The organism is Sinimarinibacterium thermocellulolyticum, assembly GCF_040327995.1.
Taxonomy (GTDB): Bacteria; Pseudomonadota; Gammaproteobacteria; order Nevskiales; family Nevskiaceae; genus Solimonas; species Solimonas thermocellulolyticum.
On sequence record NZ_JBEPIJ010000001.1, the window covers coordinates 1 to 14625 of the forward strand.

The window sequence follows — 14625 nt, forward strand, 5'->3', positions numbered from 1 at the left end:
CAACGGCATCGAGGGCTTCTGGAGCTATGCCAAGAACTGGCTCTACATGTACCGTGGCGTGCCCCGGCAATACTTCCACCTGTACCTGGCCGAAGTTTGCTACCGGTTCAATCACCGGCACGAGAACCTGCAACCCTTGCTGCACAAGCTTCTCAAGCAGATCTCAATCCAGGAGCTACGTCCAATTCTGGTCCGGAAAGGTTAGGAATTACCAAAAGCAAAGGCGCCCCAGCGGGCGCCTTTTGATCTCGACGTGGCGGAGCGGACGGGACTCGAACCCGCGACCCCCGGCGTGACAGGCCGGTATTCTAACCGACTGAACTACCGCTCCCCATCGAAACGTGGTGGGTGCTGACGGGCTCGAACCGCCGACATTCGCCTTGTAAGGGCGACGCTCTACCTACTGAGCTAAGCACCCTGTTGCAGCGTGTTCGACAGACCCGAAGGTCAGCAACCTTATGCAGCAGCAAAGACCGTTATTTTAGCATGTCCTTGAGCGCCTTGCCAGCCTTAAACGCCGGCGTCTTGCTCGCCTTGATCTTGATCGTCGCCCCCGTCTTGGGGTTGCGGCCCTGGCGAGCGGCGCGCTCACGCACGAGGAAGGTACCGAATCCCACGAGCGATACCTTGTCCTTCTTCTTGAGCGCCTTGCCGATCACCTCGAACATTGCGTCGATGGCACGACCGGCATCGGCCTTGGAGATGTCCGCCTTGTCGGCGACTGCGTTGATCAACTCGGTTTTGTTCATTCAGAGCGTCCCCTCGGAAACATGGATGGCACGGAGCCGGAAAAGCTTGAACCCTTGGCGTGTCGTGTTTGCATGGAACAACCAGCGGCGCTGTGGCATCGAACCCGTGCAGAGTGCGGTGCCTCATCGACCCTCGCCCACTCGATCTGTGGTAGCGGCCTTGAAACCTCACACGCCTGCGCATGTACACGGCCGCAGGCATGACCCGAGCGGTGGGTGGCGGCGCTTTATAACAACTGGGTTTTCGAGCGTCAACAAAACGCGTGGCGGTGGCTCTCGGCGTGGAAAAACAGACGCAAAAATGAGTGCAGACCCCGATTGACTTTGCGGCCCGTCTCGCCCTTGCGACGATCAAATCTGGTGAACCCGACGCACGTGACAGCGGTCGGTGCCCGATGCAGACCTTTGTCGTCGGCACGGCCCCACAGACGCCGCCATTCATCCTGCCACGGCGACCATCAGCACGGTTGCAGAATCTGACGAGCAGTGCATTTGCTACACTCGCGCCGTTCCACCATCAGAACCTCACGCATGCGCTCGATTCGTGGCCGCAGGGCCTTGCGACCGCTCTTGGTCGTGCTGTTTCCCCTGCACGCCGCAGCGGCCGATCCGGCAGAGGACATCGCCGAACGCGCGGCCCGTCTGGATCAGCTCGTCCAGGCCCTCAAGGACGAAGTCATCGAACTGACCGTGGAGGCTCAGTCGATCGAAAACACCGTGCTGGTGCCCGAGCATCTGCGCGTATCGGTGTATCTGCGTGTCGACGTCGCCGGTCTTTTGCTCGAAGAGGTCAGCGTCGCCATCGACGATCGCGCGGCCGAGGTCCACCGCTTCGACGATCGCGACGCCCGTGCGATGCTGTCCGAGCAGGCCGCGCGGCGCATTCTGCGCGCGACCGTCGGCGAAGGCGCGCATCGCATCCGTCTGCAATACCGCGCCCGCTTCGCCGACGACACCGAAGAGGATCCGCCGGTCACTGGCAGCTACGAGGCGATCTTCGACAAGCATGCCGACGATACCGATCTGGAGTTCACGATCTCACGCAAGAGCCGTTTCGGCGACGAGCTGCGCACGAGCATGAAACAGTGGCGGAGATTGCCGTGAAACATGCGCTCGCACTGCTGATGCTGGGGGCTGCCCTGACCGCCGACGCCACCGACGTGTACCGGGCCGGCGCCGCCGAAGATCCGCACGTGCGCGTCGCCGAATATCTCAATCGCGATGGCCGGCATTTGTCGGCCATCGTCGAGCTGCGCCTGCTCGACCCGACCGATGCACCGCAACGCATGCCGGAAGCGTATCGCTGGCAGCTCGCCGACAGCTACCTGTCGTTTGGCATGCGCGATCGCGCGCAGGCGATCTACCGCGATCTGGAACGCACGAGCCAGGACAAGCTTAGGCTCGGCCGGGCGCAGCTACAGCTCGCCGAGTTCGAGTACACCCGGGGCTATTGGGCCGAGGCGCGCGCGACGCTGTACCGCATGCGCGAAACCCTGCCGCAGGAGCTGGTCGAAGACTGGCAGGACCTGCTCGCCCGCGTATTGATGGCAGAGAAGCGCTACGGCGACGCTGCCGAAGTGCTGACCGACCTCGACAACTCCGAGCGCCAATCCGCCTACACGCGCTACAACCTCGGCGTCGCACTGATCAACGACGGCCGTGCGCCGCAGGGCTTGACCGCGCTCGACCGCATCGGCCGCCTGGTACCGTCCAACCTCGAAGAGCTCGCCCTGCGCGACCGCGCCAATCTGAGCCTCGGCTGGTACTTCCTGCAAGCTCAACAGGGCGGTACCGCCAAGCCGCTGTTCGAGCGCGTGCGCCTCGAAGGCCCGTTCTCGAACCGTGCGCTGCTCGGTCTGGGCTGGGCCGAACTCGCACCGCAGGGCGAGCGCGTCAGAAAGGCCCGGATCGGCGACGAACCGGACACCGACGCGAGCCCGTTCACGACGTTCTCGACGCTGGGCGTGCTGCTCCGGCCCGGCTTCACCGAAGAAGACATCTTCCGGCGCGCCGGCCTCTCCTCGTTTCGCCTGAGCAAGGCCAGCAAGAAGGAGGAGCAAGCCCTGGCCAAGGCGCTGGTGCCCTGGGTGGAGCTGATCTCGCGCGATCCCATGGACACTGCGGTGCAGGAAGCCTGGCTTGCGATCCCGTTCACGCTGGACCGCCTCGGCGCCTACACCCAGGCGCTCGAGTACTACGAAAAGGCGATCGAGGTCCTCGAAGAGGCCAGACGCCGCATGCAGGCAGCCAAGGTGTCGATCCGACAGGGCCGCATGGTCGAAACCATCGTGCGTCGCGAGATCGAATCCGAGGCCGGCTGGCGCTGGAAGCTGCTTGACCTGCCGGATGCGCCCGAAACCTATTTTCTGCAGCACCTGCTCGCCGAGCACCGCTTCCAGGAGGCGCTGAAGAACTATCGCGACACGCGCATGTTGCAGCGTTCGCTGGAATCCTGGAGCCAACGGCTGAGTGCGGCCGAGCAAGCCCATGCCGCGTCCGACCGTCCGCCGGGCGACGCCGAGGCCTTGATCCGCCGTGCCCAGCGCCGCTGGACGCCGCCGTGGGCGGGTCTTGAGATCGTTTTGCGCGCGGAATCGTCGCTGTCCGTGCCGGTCGCCCATGGCGACGGCGCCTACGCAGAGCCCGAGCTGCGTCCGCGCCTGCGTCTGGCCGCATCGCCGGCGCGCTTCAACGGGCCGGTCGAGCGCGCACGCGCGGCCCAGCAGCGGCTCGCCGATCTCAAGCGCCAACTCGCGGCGGCCGCAGAGGCGCAATCCAAGTTGCTTCAGGACATGTCGCTGGCGGATCTCGATCGGCAACAGCAGCAGATCGAGCGCTACCTGATCGAGGCGCGCTTTGCGCTCGCGCGACTCTACGACCGACACCAGAAGGGCGAACTCGATGAAGAGTAAACCCGGCCGCATCCTGCTTGCGCTCGTCACGCTGGTCCTTGCCGGCTGCGGATCGACCGTGGTCAAGGAAAGCTCACCGCCGATCGCCAAGACCATCGGCAAGATGGACCGCCCGCCCGAGGAAGTGCTGCCGATCATCCGCTCCGAGCCGGTCGCCGGCGATGCCGAGGCCGCAGCCGAAAACTACCGCAAACTGCTGGAGCTCACCCCCGACGTCGAGACGCGCAAGGAGGCGCAGCGCCGTCTGGCCGACCTGCAAGTGCAGATCCAGGACAGCCGCGGTGCGACCGAGGAGTCCGAGAAAGCGTTGCAAGAAGCGATCAGCCTCTACAACAAACTGTTGTACGCCGACCCCAACAGCGAAAACAACGACCGCATCTTCTACCAGCTCGCGCGCGCGCAGCAGAATATCGGCGAGACCGAAGCGGCGATCGACACGCTCAAGCGCCTGACCGACCGCCACCCCAAGTCTGCGCTCGCCGGCGATGCCCGTTTCCGTCGCGCCGAACTGCTGTTCGCCGTCGGTCGCTACGCGGAAGCGGAGGCCGACTACCGTGTCGTGATGGATCTCAAGGACGCGACGCCGTTCTTCGAACCGGCACAGTACAAGTACGGCTGGTCGCAGTACAAGCAGTCCAAGTACGAGGAGGCGATCGGGACCTTCTTCGACCTGCTCGATCGTGAGCTGCCGACCGGCGAACCCTACGAACCCGAGCCAGCGCTCCGGCAAGTGGACGTCGACAGTGCCGACATGGCACGCGACGCGCTACGGGTCGTGACCCTGGCGCTCGCCTCGCTCGGCGGCGGCTCCGCGCTCAACGAGTACCTGCAGACTCACGGCGATCCGCGTTTTTATCCGCTGGTCTACGCCGCGCTCGGCGAGGCGATGCTCGACAAGGAGCGCTACAGCGATGCGGCGGGCGCCTATGCCGCCTTCATCCAGCGTTATCCCAGCTCGCCACTGGCGCCGGCATTCCAGTCGCGCATCATCGCGGCTTATGCGCGAGGCGGCTTCGGCGATCTGGTGGTCCGGGAAAAGGAACGCTACGCCACTGCCTACGATCCGCAGGCGGACTACTGGAACGGGGCGCCAGCGACCGAGGCGGTGATGCACGAGCTGCGCTCGCACCTCGAAGATCTGGCGCGCCACTATCACGCGAAAGCGCAGCAGGCTGCAGTCGGCAGCGCGTCCGCCGCGGGCGCGGGCGTCAATGTCGGCGCGAATGACTTCCGCGTCGCCGCGCGCTGGTATCGCCGCATCATCGACCTGTATCCGCAGGACCCGAAACTGGCCGACATCCACTTCCTGCTCGGCGACGCGCTGCTCGACGGCGGCGAGATCCTCGCGGCGGCACGGGCCTACGAGCGCACCGCCTACGGCTACGAGAATTACGCCCGTGCCGGTGAGGCCGCGCACGCCTCGGTACTCGCCTACGTCAAACATGCGCGCACGGTCGACGCGGGATCCCGTCCCGAGGCGCTGCGTGCGGCCGTGGAAGCCGGCATCAAGCTCGCCGACAACTTCCCCGAGCACCCGCACAAGCTCGCAGTACTGACCCAGGCGGCGCAGGATCTCTACGAGCTGCAAGCGTATGACGAGGCGGTGACCGTCGCCGCGCGCGTGATCCAGGCGCAACCGGTCGCGGATGCCGCGCTGCGCCGCATCGCCTGGAGCGTCACCGGCGACGCGCACTTTGCGCAGGCGCGCTTCGCCGAGGCCGAAGCAGCGTTCAGCGAGGAACTGCGCCTGACGCCGGCGCAAGCGCCCGAACGCGCCGACATCACCGAGCAGCTCGCCGTCGCGGTCTACCGTCAGGGCGAAGCCGCGCGCGCGGCCGACGATCTCAAAACCGCGGCTTTCCACTTCCTGCGCGTCGGCGACGTCGCACCGGCATCGAGTATCCGTGCAACCGCCGAATACGATGGTGCCGCGGCACTGATCATCCTCGAAGACTGGGCCAATGCGGCGCGCGTACTCGAAGGCTTCCGCCAGCGCTTCCCCGGCCATGCCCTGGAGGCCGACGTCGACAAGAAGCTCGCCGTCGCCTATCAGCGCGACGGCAAGCCGCTGGATGCGGCCCGCACCTACGCGCGCATCGCCCGCCGCGACAGCGAGACCATCGAGGTGCGGCGCGAAGCCGGCTGGCTCGCCGCCACCTTGCTCGACGAAGGCAAGGCCGATCGCGAGGCCGCCGCCGCCTATGCGTACTACGTCGAGATCTTCGCACAGCCGCTCGAACGCACCATCGAGGCGCGCAGCCGCCTGGTCCACTACGCCCGCGCATCCGGCGACCGCGATCAACTCGCCTATTGGCTCGAGTCGCTGGTCGACGCCGACACCAACGCCGGCGCGCAGCGCAGCAACCGTTCGCGTTCGCTGGCCGCCGAGGCGAGCCTCGAGCTCGGTCGTATGGCGGCACGCAAGGCCACGCAGATCCGCTTGACGCTGCCCATCGAAAGCAGCCTGCCGCGCAAGAAGCAGGCGATGGAAGACGCCATCCGCTGGCTCGATCGCGCCGCCGGCTACGGTTTCGCCGAGACGACGACGGCGGCGACCTTCGAGCTCGGCGAGGTCTATCGCGCCTTCGGTCGTGCACTGATGGAATCGGAACGTCCGCGCGACCTCGACGGCCTCGAGCTGGAACAGTACGAGCTGCTGCTCGAAGAGCAGGCGTATCCGTTCGAGGAACAGGCGATCGCAACCCACGAAGCTAACCTGCAGCGCCTGCGCAGCGGGCTGTACGACACCTGGATCGCGCGCAGCGCCAGGGCGCTCGCGGACTTGACGCCGGCACGCTACGGCAAGCGCGAACAGGCGGAGGACCGATATGAATCACTCGACTGACCACGCCCGCCGCCTCGGCGCGCTCGCGCTCGCGGCGCTGCTCACGGCCTGCAGCACCGTGCCGCAGCGTCCACAGCCGACGGACGCACCCGCGCAGACCCCGGCACCGACCGAGGCCGACAAGGGGGATCCGCGGCAGCGCTTTGCCGCGGCGATGCAACTGCTGCGCGACAATCAGATCGCCGAGGCCGAGCAAGCGCTGACCCAGCTGGTCCAGGACTTCCCCGAACACTCCGGGCCATGGACCAATCTGGGCATCCTGTTCGCCCGCTCCAATCGGCGCGCGCAGGCCTTGGGCGCCTTCGGCAAGGCGGCGCAGCTCAATCCGCAGAACAAGGTGGCGCTCAACTGGCTCGGCATCCTGCACCGCGAGGCCGGCGCGCACGAGCGCGCACGCCAGGCATACGAACGCGCGCTGGCGATCGACCCGGACTACGCTTATGCGCACTACAATCTCGCGCTGCTTTTGGATGTCCACCTCAAGCAACCGGCAGCAGCCCTGCCCCACTATCGCGAGTATCTGCGGCTGAGCGAAAGCGGTGACCTCAAGGTGATGGCGTGGATTGCCGAGATCGAAGCGACCCTGACGCCGGAAAAGGCAGCGGGCGCGGACGCGGAACCGCAGTCATGAGCGGTGCGATTCGCGCGCTAGGAGCGGCTTTGCTGGCGCTGTGCTCGATGGCCTCGGCGCAGGACGAGATGCCGGCCGTCGGCGGTCTGCCGCAATCCGGCGGACGCGAGGATGCCGGCACCACCATCATCGGCGAGCGTGAATCGCCGATCGGCCTGTACATCATGCCCTGGCGCGAAGCACGCCCGCAGGCCGACATGGACCGGCCGGCGCGCCTCTTGCAAGAGGAGCTGTTGCCCGTGGATGAGCAGGTGTTCGTCCGCCAGATCGAGTATCACAATGCGCTCATTGGCGCCTTGAAACAAAAAGGTTTCGTCACCCCCGGCGGCCGCTGATGCGATCCTCGCTTCCGCATTCCGTCGTCCCAACCCCTGCATCGGATTTTCCAAGAGGCTGAACCATGGAGTTTTTTGCCACCGTCCTGCGCTTTTTCCAGAGTGGCGGCGCGTTCATGTACCCGATTCTCGTGGTACTGGTGATCGGTCTTGCGATCGCCCTCGAACGTGCGCTGTACCTGCGGCGCGCGAACATCGAGAACCGCGAGCTCTGGTCGAACCTGCTGCCGTTGCTCAACCAGGGCAAGCACGAGGCTGCCGAACAGCTCGCCAGCGAGTCGCAGACCGCCATCGGCCGCGTGCTCGGCTTCGGCCTGGCCCGCGCGCGCGGCAACGCGACGCGTGGTGAGATCGAGATGGCGATGGAAGAGAGCATCATGGAGGTCACGCCGCTGCTCGAACGGCGCACACACTACCTCGCCACCTTCGCCAACATCGCCACGCTGCTGGGCCTGCTCGGCACCATCATCGGCCTGATCCAGGGCTTCAACGCGGTGGCCAACGTCAACCCGGCCGAGAAGGCGAACCTGCTGTCGGCGTCGATCTCGGTGGCGATGAACACCACCGCCTTCGGCCTGATGGTCGCGATCCCGCTTTTGCTGGCGCACGCCTGGCTGCAGTCCAAGGCCAATGACCTGATCGACAGCGTCGAGATGGCGGCGATCAAGTTCCTCAATAGCCTCGGCCTGAAGAACTAAGAGAGTCTGATGCTCGCCCGCATGCGCCGTGCGCGCCGCCAGGACGTGGCGGAGCTCAACATCACGGCCTTTCTCAACCTGATGGTGGTGTTGGTGCCGTTCCTGCTGATCACGGCCGTGTTCACCCAGCTCACCATCAAGGAACTGGACCTGCCCGATACCTCGCGCAGCCAGCCGCCCTCCGAGGAGCTCAAGCGCGGCCTGTCCGTGCTCATCCGCGAGACCGGGCTGACGCTGACCAACGACGGCGCCATCGTGCAATCCTGGCCCAAGGCCGAAGACGGCTACAACTACGCGGCGCTGGGCCAGACCCTCGCCGAGATCAAGAACCGCAATCCGGCCGAGGATCGCATCACCTTGCTGCTCGAACCCGGCATCCCCTACGACGTGATGATTCAGGTGATGGACACCGTGCACTACCTGCCCGCGGCGAGCGAGGGCGTGCTGGTCGACATGTTCCCGAGGATCTCGGTGGGCGACGCCCCGGTGCTGGCATCGGAGGCCGTACCATGATCCGCGCCCACACCCTGCGCACGCAGCGCATGGAACGCCGGCGCAAGCGCAACCGCCCCGGCGCGCTGTCGCTGACCTCGCTGATGGACATCTTCACCATCCTGGTGTTCTTCCTGCTGGTGAACTCCTCGCAGGTCGAGGTGCTGCCGAGTCCGGGCACATTGGTGCTGCCGGAATCGGTCGCCGTCGACGGTCCGCGCCAGACCGTTTTGTTGATGGTCACCAACGACGACATCCTCGTGAACGGCGAGGTCGTCATGAGCGTGGCCGACGCCCAGAACAGCACCGCCAACGTGCTCGGTCCGCTCAAGACGCGGCTGCTGCAGGAAGGCCTGCTGCCGGTGGTCGGTGGCGAGGCCAACGGCGCGGTGTCGCGCGGCGAGATCAACATCATGGCGGACAAGCGCATTCCGTATCAGCTGATCAAGAAAATCATGGCCACCTGCACCGACGCGCGTTTTGCGAAGATTTCGCTCGCCGTCGCGCATCGTGCCGGCGGGGACGGCGGCGCATGAGCACGCGGAGCATCCAGTGGCAGAGCTGGGATCTGGCGGCGGAGTCCGACCGGCGCTTCAACCGCCTGATCGTCATCGTCGGCGTTCCGCTGCTGATCATCGGAGCCATCGTGCCCTTTCTCGAACTGGTGGGCCTGACCCGCGGTGGCGGCACGCTCACCGGTTCGCGCTACGTCGAGCTCCTGGCCGAGGAGCCGGCGCCGATCGCCGACAAGGTCGAAGAGCCGGCCCCGGCGGAGCAGGACGAACCCGATCCGGTCGAGCCACAAGCGCCGGCGGAACCCCAGCCGCGACCGACCGCGGCGCCCGTACCGCCGCCGGAGGTGCAGCAGCAGCGGGCCGTGGAGCGCGCCCGTGAAGTGGCGTCGCGCTCCGGCGTCATGGCCTTCGCCGACCAGTTGCAGGCACTGCACAGCAGCGTGCCGTCGGTGCAGCGGCCCGACCAGGCGCTGGCCGCGATCGACCGCTCCGCTCGCGCCGACGACGGCGATGGCGCTCGCATCTTCGAGCAGTCGGCAGCGGCCGCATCGAGCGGCATCGGCTCGCCGACCGGCACCGGCGCGACCCGCCGCGCGCAGTCCGGCACCGGCCTTGGTCAGCGCCGCACGACGCAGGTGGAAAGCCCGGTGGGCTTCGGGCAAGACCGCTCGCGCCCGGGCCAAGGTGGCGACAAGCTCGTCGCCGGCCGCACCCTCGAAGAAATCCAGCTCGTGTTCGACCGCAACAAGGGGGCGATCACCGCGATCTACAACCGCGCTGCGCGTGACAACCCCAACCTCGGCGCGGGCAAGATCGTCATCAGCCTGACGATCGCGCCGAACGGCGCGGTCACTGACTGCAAGCTGGTATCGAGCACCTTCAACGACCCGGATCTCGAACGCAAGATCATCCAGCGCGTGATGTTGATGAACTTCGGCGCCAAGGACGTGCCGGCGTACACCTATCCGAACTACCCCATCACCTTCCTGCCTTCGTAACCGCAGTTTCCCGTCGGTAGTCTCCAGTTTCCAGAAAAAGCTCCGTCACTGGAAACTGGAGACTGGAAACTGGAAACTTACGCCCACCAGCTAAAGACGCGGAGCACGACACATGGGGTTTCTTTCGGGCAAGCGCGCCCTGATCACCGGCGTCGCCAGCGATCGTTCGATTGCCACCGGTATCGCCGAGGCGTTCCGTCGCGAAGGCGCCGAGCTCGCCTTCACCTACCAGAACGACCGCCTCAAGAGCCGCGTCGAGGCCTTTGCTGCCGAATGCGGCTCGAAGATCGTGCTGCCGCTCGACGTCGCCGAAGATGCGCAGATCGATGAGCTGATGGCCGAGCTACAGCGTCAATGGGGCGCGCTCGACATCCTGGTGCACTCGATCGGCTTCGCCCCGCGTGAGCAGCTCGCCGGCCGCTATCTCGATGCGGTCACGCGCGAGGGCTTCCGCATCGCCCACGACATCTCCAGCTATTCGTTCGCGGCGCTCGGCAAGGCGGCGCGCCCGTTGATGCAGGGGCGCAAGGCCTCGCTGCTGACGCTGACCTATCTGGGCGCCGTACGCGCCGTGCCGATGTACAACGTCATGGGCCCGGCCAAGGCCTCGCTCGAAGCCAACGTGCGCTTCATGGCCGCCGATCTCGGTGAACACGGAATCCGCGTCAACGGCATCTCCGCCGGACCGATCAAGACGCTCGCCGCAGCCGGCATCTCTGGTTTTCGCGGCATGCTGGCGGCCGCCGAGGAGGCCTCGCCGCTCAAGCGCAACGTCACCATCGAGGAAGTGGGCAACGCCGCCGCCTTCTTGTGCTCGGACCTCGCCTCAGGCATCACCGGCGAGATCCTTTACGTGGACGCCGGCTACAACATCATGGGCATGGCACTGCCGGGCGCGGACAAGCGCTGATCAGCCTGCCGGCGGCTCGGCGCGCGTGAGTACCGGCTCGCCTTCGAGCCGCGCGATAATGGCTGCGCACACCGTGTCGCCGAACACGTTCACCGCCGTGCGGCACATGTCGAGGATGCGGTCGACGGCCAGAATCAGGCCGACGCCCTCGAGCGGCAGGCCGACTGCCGACAGGATCACCGCGATCGCGACCAGGCTCGCCGACGGAATGCCGGCAACGCCGATCGAGGTCAGCAGCGCCAGCAGCACGATGGTGAACTGCGCGACCAGGCTCAGCTCCAGGCCGTAGGCCTGGGCGATGAAGATCGCGGCGGCGCATTCGTAGAGCGCGGTGCCGTTCATGTTCACCGTTGCCCCCAGCGGCAGGACGAAACCGGCAATGCCGTCCGGCACGCCGGCGCGCTTGACGTTGTCGATGCTCACCGGCAGCGTCGCCGCCGACGAGCTGGTCGAGAACGCCGTCAGCAGCACCGGCGCCATCGCCTGCAGGTAGCGTCGCGGCGCGATCGAGAACGCGCGCAGCAACAGCGGCAGCCAGACGAAGGTCTGGATCAGCAGACCGGCGAGCACGCAGGCGAAGAACAGCAGCAGCGGTTCGAGCGCGCCCCAACCGGTCTGCGCGACGGTGCGTCCGACCAGGGCGAACACGCCGATCGGCGCGAAGCGCATGACCCAGCCGGTGATGCGGATCATCACCTCGTACAGCCCACCCCAGAAGCTGCGCTGCGTCGCCGCCATCGGCTCCGGCAGCCGCGACGCGAAGTAACCGTAGAGCAAGCTGAAGAAGATCAGCGCCAGCATCTCGGTCTTCACCGCAGCTTCGATCAGGTTCGGCGGCACCATGCGCAGCAGGACCGCGAACAGATCGCCGCTGCCGCGGTTCTCGACGCTGGCGAGCACGCGATCGGTGTCTGCAGACAGGCCCAGTCGATCGCCGGCGGGCTCGCCGTCGATCACGCCCGGCTCGATGAGATTCAGCAGCACCAGGCCGGTGAGTACCGAGACCAGCGTCGTGCCGGCGAAGAACACGGCCGCCTTGCCGCCGATGCGCGAGATGCTGCCGCTGTCGGCGCTCAGGCCGAGGATGGCGTTGATCATCGCGCCGACGATCAGCGGCACGATGAGCATCTTCAGGCCGTTGAGGAACAGCGTGCCGATGAAGCTGGTCGCCTCGATGAACCACGGCGCATCACCGACGGCCGCGCCGACGATGATCGCGGCCAGCAGCGCGATCGCGATCTGCCAGTGAAGTTTCATGTCCCCGAAGCGAAAAGGCCGTCCGGGTTCGATTGAACCACGAACGGCCTTGGCCCCACCAGGCGCAGCAGGCGCGGATCAGGCCATCAGGGCTCCAGCGTCTCGGTCGGCTCGTCGGGCCGCGCACGAATCTCGACGCCGACCTTCTGTTCGATGTGCTTCATATAGGCACCGAACTGCGCACCGGCGATCAGGTCGCGCAGGCGACGCTGCTGCACCTCGTCGAGCGTCGCGTCATCCGGCGTTTCCACGGCGCTGAGCAGCAACACCGCGCGCCCGCCGTTGCCGAGCTGTGCCTCACCGACGCTGGGCTTGCCATCCTGCGGATGCGGCAGACGGAACGCGGCGTCGACGACCGCCGCCTCGACCCTGGTGTTGTCGCGGCGGATCTTGCCGGGGTTGCGCAGCTCGCCGTTCTTGGCGCGAATGATCTCCTGGAAATCGGTACCGCCGCGCACGGCGTTGAGCACTTCCTGCGACTCCTGCTCGATCAGCTCGCGTGCGGCGCGATCCACCAGCTCGGCACGGATCTGTTCGGCGACCTCCTCCAGCGACTTTTGCCGCGGCGGCTCGTGCTCGGCCTTGCGAATGACGACGATGCGGTTGCCGCCGAGATTCAGCGGCTTGCTGTTCTCGCCGAGCGCGAGGACTTCCTCGGAAAAGGCGGCCTCGACGACGCGCGGATCGGCGGCGATGCCGCTGCCCTTGCCGCGCTCGAACCAATCGGTGGTCTGCACCTTCAGCTCCAGCGCCTGCGCGACCGGTTCGAGTGCGCCGGGATGCTCGAAGGCGAGTTGTTCGAGCTGTTCCGACATCTCCTGGAAGCGCTGCTGCCGCTCGCGGTTGGTGAACAGCTCGGTCAGCTCCTGCTGCACCTCGGCGTCCTCGAAGGGACGCACCGCGGCGGGTTTGATCTCGTCGAGGCGGATGATGTGCCAGCCGAACTCGGTTTCGACCGGGGCGCTGGTCTTGCCCGGCGCGAGCCCGAACAGCGCATCCTCGAAACCGGAGACCATCTGCCCGCGCCGCACCCAGCCCAGATCGCCGCCCGATGCCTTCGAGCCCGGGTCCTCGGAATGCTCGCGCGCCAGCGCCGCGAAGTCGGCGCCAGACTCGATCTTTTTGGCGAGGTCTTCGGCCTTCTGACGCGCGGCATCCTTGTCGGCGCCGAAGCCAATCAGGATGTGACGCGCCTTGCGCTCCTCCGGCGTGGTGAAGCGACCGGCCTTCTCCGCCTCGTACAAGACCTTGAGCACGTCCGCGGATGGCGGGTCTGGCGGTGGCAGTTTGTCGTACACCAGCTCGACATAGGCGAGCTTGAGCCGCTCCGGCGCCATGTACTGCGCTTTGTTCTGCTGGTAATGCGCCTGCACCTGGTCGTCGGTCACGCTGACCCGATCGCGGTAGCGCGCCGGTTCGAAAACAGCGTATTGCAGCGTGCGTTCCTGCGCCTGCAGGCGCGCCGCCTGAGCGAGCTCGACCGGCGCCGTGAAGGCGGTGTCGACGATCGCCTCGCGCATCTGGTTCATCTCGATGTTGTCGCGCAGCTGGTTCTCGTAGCGATCGACGGTGAAGCCCGCGCGCTGCAGAGCGTCGCGATAGGCCTGGGCATCGAACTGACCATCGCGCTGAAACGCGGCTTCGGCGGAGATGACGTTGAACAGGGTCGCGTCGTCGGCGAAAAAGCCCTGATCCTCGGTGTACTGGCGCAGCATGGTCTCCTGCGTCATGTCGCGCAACACCGCGGCGCGCAGACGCCGCTGATCGAACATGTCGGCGCGGAAGTTCTCGCCCAACAACTGCACGAGTTGCTGATAGCGCTGCTCGTACTGCCGCTGGAGCTGCGATTCGTGAATCTTCTGATCGCCCACCTCGGCAACCACCGGATCGCCGCCACCCGGCGCCAGCGACTCGATACCGAAGAACGCGAACGGGATCGCAATCAGCGCTACGATGAACCCGGCGATCAGCCCCGAAGTGCGGTCACGAATCTGCTGCAGCATGTCTAACTTCGTCCTAGCGTACAACGCTCATAAACGACGAAGCCCGGGTCCGCCGGGCTTGCATGGATCTGCGTCGTGGTGGGCTGCCAGGGACTCGAACCCCGAACCTACTGATTAAGAGTCAGCTGCTCTACCATTGAGCTAGCAGCCCGAACTTCGTACGCAGTGCCTCGAAAGTGGGGTGACCGACGGGGCTCGAACCCGCGACAACCAGAATCACAATCTGGGACTCTACCGACTGAGCTACGGTCACCATCGCGAGCATCCCCGACCGGGTTTC

The 14625-nt window shown here is 66.2% G+C and carries 14 protein-coding genes and 4 tRNA genes; 11 read left to right on the forward strand and 7 right to left on the reverse strand.

Annotated elements, in window-relative coordinates:
- On the forward strand, positions 1-205 hold a 205-nt coding region (locus ABSH63_RS00005), incomplete at its 5' end, for a transposase (protein ID WP_352886256.1).
- A 49-nt stretch (positions 206-254) separates the two neighbouring features.
- Here ABSH63_RS00005 and ABSH63_RS00010 read toward each other — a convergent pair.
- The 3 genes from ABSH63_RS00010 to ABSH63_RS00020 form a co-directional block, all read right to left on the reverse strand.
- Positions 255-331, reverse strand: a tRNA-Asp gene (locus ABSH63_RS00010).
- Positions 332-342: 11 nt separating this feature from the next.
- Positions 343-418 (reverse strand) — tRNA-Val (locus ABSH63_RS00015).
- A gap of 58 nt (positions 419-476) precedes the next feature.
- Positions 477-749 carry an HU family DNA-binding protein gene (locus ABSH63_RS00020; RefSeq protein ID WP_352886258.1) on the reverse strand — a complete coding sequence of 91 codons (273 nt, stop codon included), beginning with the start codon at positions 747-749 and terminating at the stop codon, positions 477-479.
- A 531-nt stretch (positions 750-1280) separates the two neighbouring features.
- On the opposite strand from ABSH63_RS00020, the gene ABSH63_RS00025 reads away from it, so the two are divergent.
- The 10 genes from ABSH63_RS00025 (at position 1281) to ABSH63_RS00070 (ending at position 11085) form a co-directional block, all read left to right on the forward strand.
- Positions 1281-1853: a hypothetical protein gene (locus ABSH63_RS00025; protein ID WP_352886259.1), complete on the forward strand. Its 573-nt coding sequence runs from the start codon at positions 1281-1283 to the stop codon at positions 1851-1853.
- The gene (locus ABSH63_RS00030; RefSeq protein ID WP_352886260.1) at positions 1850-3661 is read left to right on the forward strand and encodes a tetratricopeptide repeat protein; all 1812 of its coding nucleotides are present in this window, start codon (positions 1850-1852) and stop codon (positions 3659-3661) included. The genes ABSH63_RS00025 and ABSH63_RS00030 overlap by 4 nt, the downstream gene beginning before the upstream one ends.
- On the forward strand, positions 3651-6506 hold the full coding sequence (locus ABSH63_RS00035; RefSeq protein WP_352886262.1) for a tetratricopeptide repeat protein: 2856 nt from the start codon (positions 3651-3653) through the stop codon (positions 6504-6506). The genes ABSH63_RS00030 and ABSH63_RS00035 overlap by 11 nt, the downstream gene beginning before the upstream one ends.
- On the forward strand, positions 6490-7137 hold the full coding sequence (locus ABSH63_RS00040; protein ID WP_352886264.1) for a tetratricopeptide repeat protein: 648 nt from the start codon (positions 6490-6492) through the stop codon (positions 7135-7137). The genes ABSH63_RS00035 and ABSH63_RS00040 overlap by 17 nt, the downstream gene beginning before the upstream one ends.
- Positions 7134-7472, forward strand: coding sequence for a hypothetical protein (locus ABSH63_RS00045; RefSeq protein ID WP_352886267.1), 339 nt, complete (start codon positions 7134-7136; stop codon positions 7470-7472). Before ABSH63_RS00040 ends, ABSH63_RS00045 begins: the two co-directional genes overlap by 4 nt.
- 65 nt (positions 7473-7537) lie before the next feature.
- Positions 7538-8170: a MotA/TolQ/ExbB proton channel family protein gene (locus ABSH63_RS00050; protein WP_352886269.1), complete on the forward strand. Its 633-nt coding sequence runs from the start codon at positions 7538-7540 to the stop codon at positions 8168-8170.
- Between the two features lie 9 nt (positions 8171-8179).
- On the forward strand, positions 8180-8683 hold the full coding sequence (locus ABSH63_RS00055) for an ExbD/TolR family protein (RefSeq protein ID WP_352886271.1): 504 nt from the start codon (positions 8180-8182) through the stop codon (positions 8681-8683).
- The gene (locus ABSH63_RS00060) at positions 8680-9198 is read left to right on the forward strand and encodes an ExbD/TolR family protein (RefSeq protein WP_352886272.1); all 519 of its coding nucleotides are present in this window, start codon (positions 8680-8682) and stop codon (positions 9196-9198) included. The genes ABSH63_RS00055 and ABSH63_RS00060 overlap by 4 nt, the downstream gene beginning before the upstream one ends.
- Entirely contained in the window at positions 9195-10175 is a 981-nt protein-coding gene (locus ABSH63_RS00065; protein WP_352886273.1) for an AgmX/PglI C-terminal domain-containing protein, read from the forward strand. The genes ABSH63_RS00060 and ABSH63_RS00065 overlap by 4 nt, the downstream gene beginning before the upstream one ends.
- 112 nt (positions 10176-10287) lie before the next feature.
- Positions 10288-11085, forward strand: coding sequence for an enoyl-ACP reductase FabI (locus tag ABSH63_RS00070; protein ID WP_352886274.1), 798 nt, complete (start codon positions 10288-10290; stop codon positions 11083-11085).
- Here ABSH63_RS00070 and ABSH63_RS00075 read toward each other — a convergent pair whose 3' ends face one another.
- The 4 genes from ABSH63_RS00075 to ABSH63_RS00090 form a co-directional block, all read right to left on the reverse strand.
- Entirely contained in the window at positions 11086-12342 is a 1257-nt protein-coding gene (locus ABSH63_RS00075; protein ID WP_352886275.1) for a dicarboxylate/amino acid:cation symporter, read from the reverse strand.
- An 86-nt stretch (positions 12343-12428) separates the two neighbouring features.
- Positions 12429-14345: a SurA N-terminal domain-containing protein gene (locus tag ABSH63_RS00080; RefSeq protein WP_352886278.1), complete on the reverse strand. Its 1917-nt coding sequence runs from the start codon at positions 14343-14345 to the stop codon at positions 12429-12431.
- A 76-nt stretch (positions 14346-14421) separates the two neighbouring features.
- Positions 14422-14496: transfer RNA gene (locus tag ABSH63_RS00085), tRNA-Lys, on the reverse strand.
- Positions 14497-14522: 26 nt separating this feature from the next.
- Positions 14523-14598 (reverse strand) — tRNA-His (locus ABSH63_RS00090).
- Between the last annotated feature and the right edge of the window lie 27 nt (positions 14599-14625).

What these genes read in the sequence shown, in the direction of transcription:
- ABSH63_RS00075 (WP_352886275.1), bottom strand. Translation starts at nt 12,342, where the DNA reads ATGAAACTTCACTGGCAGATCGCGATCGCGCTGCTGGCCGCGATCATC.
- ABSH63_RS00060 (WP_352886272.1), top strand. Translation starts at nt 8,680, where the DNA reads ATGATCCGCGCCCACACCCTGCGCACGCAGCGCATGGAACGCCGGCGC.
- ABSH63_RS00080 (WP_352886278.1), bottom strand. Translation starts at nt 14,345, where the DNA reads ATGCTGCAGCAGATTCGTGACCGCACTTCGGGGCTGATCGCCGGGTTC.
- ABSH63_RS00065 (WP_352886273.1), top strand. Translation starts at nt 9,195, where the DNA reads ATGAGCACGCGGAGCATCCAGTGGCAGAGCTGGGATCTGGCGGCGGAG.
- ABSH63_RS00035 (WP_352886262.1), top strand. Translation starts at nt 3,651, where the DNA reads ATGAAGAGTAAACCCGGCCGCATCCTGCTTGCGCTCGTCACGCTGGTC.
- ABSH63_RS00045 (WP_352886267.1), top strand. Translation starts at nt 7,134, where the DNA reads ATGAGCGGTGCGATTCGCGCGCTAGGAGCGGCTTTGCTGGCGCTGTGC.
- ABSH63_RS00020 (WP_352886258.1), bottom strand. Translation starts at nt 749, where the DNA reads ATGAACAAAACCGAGTTGATCAACGCAGTCGCCGACAAGGCGGACATC.
- ABSH63_RS00040 (WP_352886264.1), top strand. Translation starts at nt 6,490, where the DNA reads ATGAATCACTCGACTGACCACGCCCGCCGCCTCGGCGCGCTCGCGCTC.
- ABSH63_RS00055 (WP_352886271.1), top strand. Translation starts at nt 8,180, where the DNA reads ATGCTCGCCCGCATGCGCCGTGCGCGCCGCCAGGACGTGGCGGAGCTC.
- ABSH63_RS00050 (WP_352886269.1), top strand. Translation starts at nt 7,538, where the DNA reads ATGGAGTTTTTTGCCACCGTCCTGCGCTTTTTCCAGAGTGGCGGCGCG.
- ABSH63_RS00070 (WP_352886274.1), top strand. Translation starts at nt 10,288, where the DNA reads ATGGGGTTTCTTTCGGGCAAGCGCGCCCTGATCACCGGCGTCGCCAGC.
- ABSH63_RS00025 (WP_352886259.1), top strand. Translation starts at nt 1,281, where the DNA reads ATGCGCTCGATTCGTGGCCGCAGGGCCTTGCGACCGCTCTTGGTCGTG.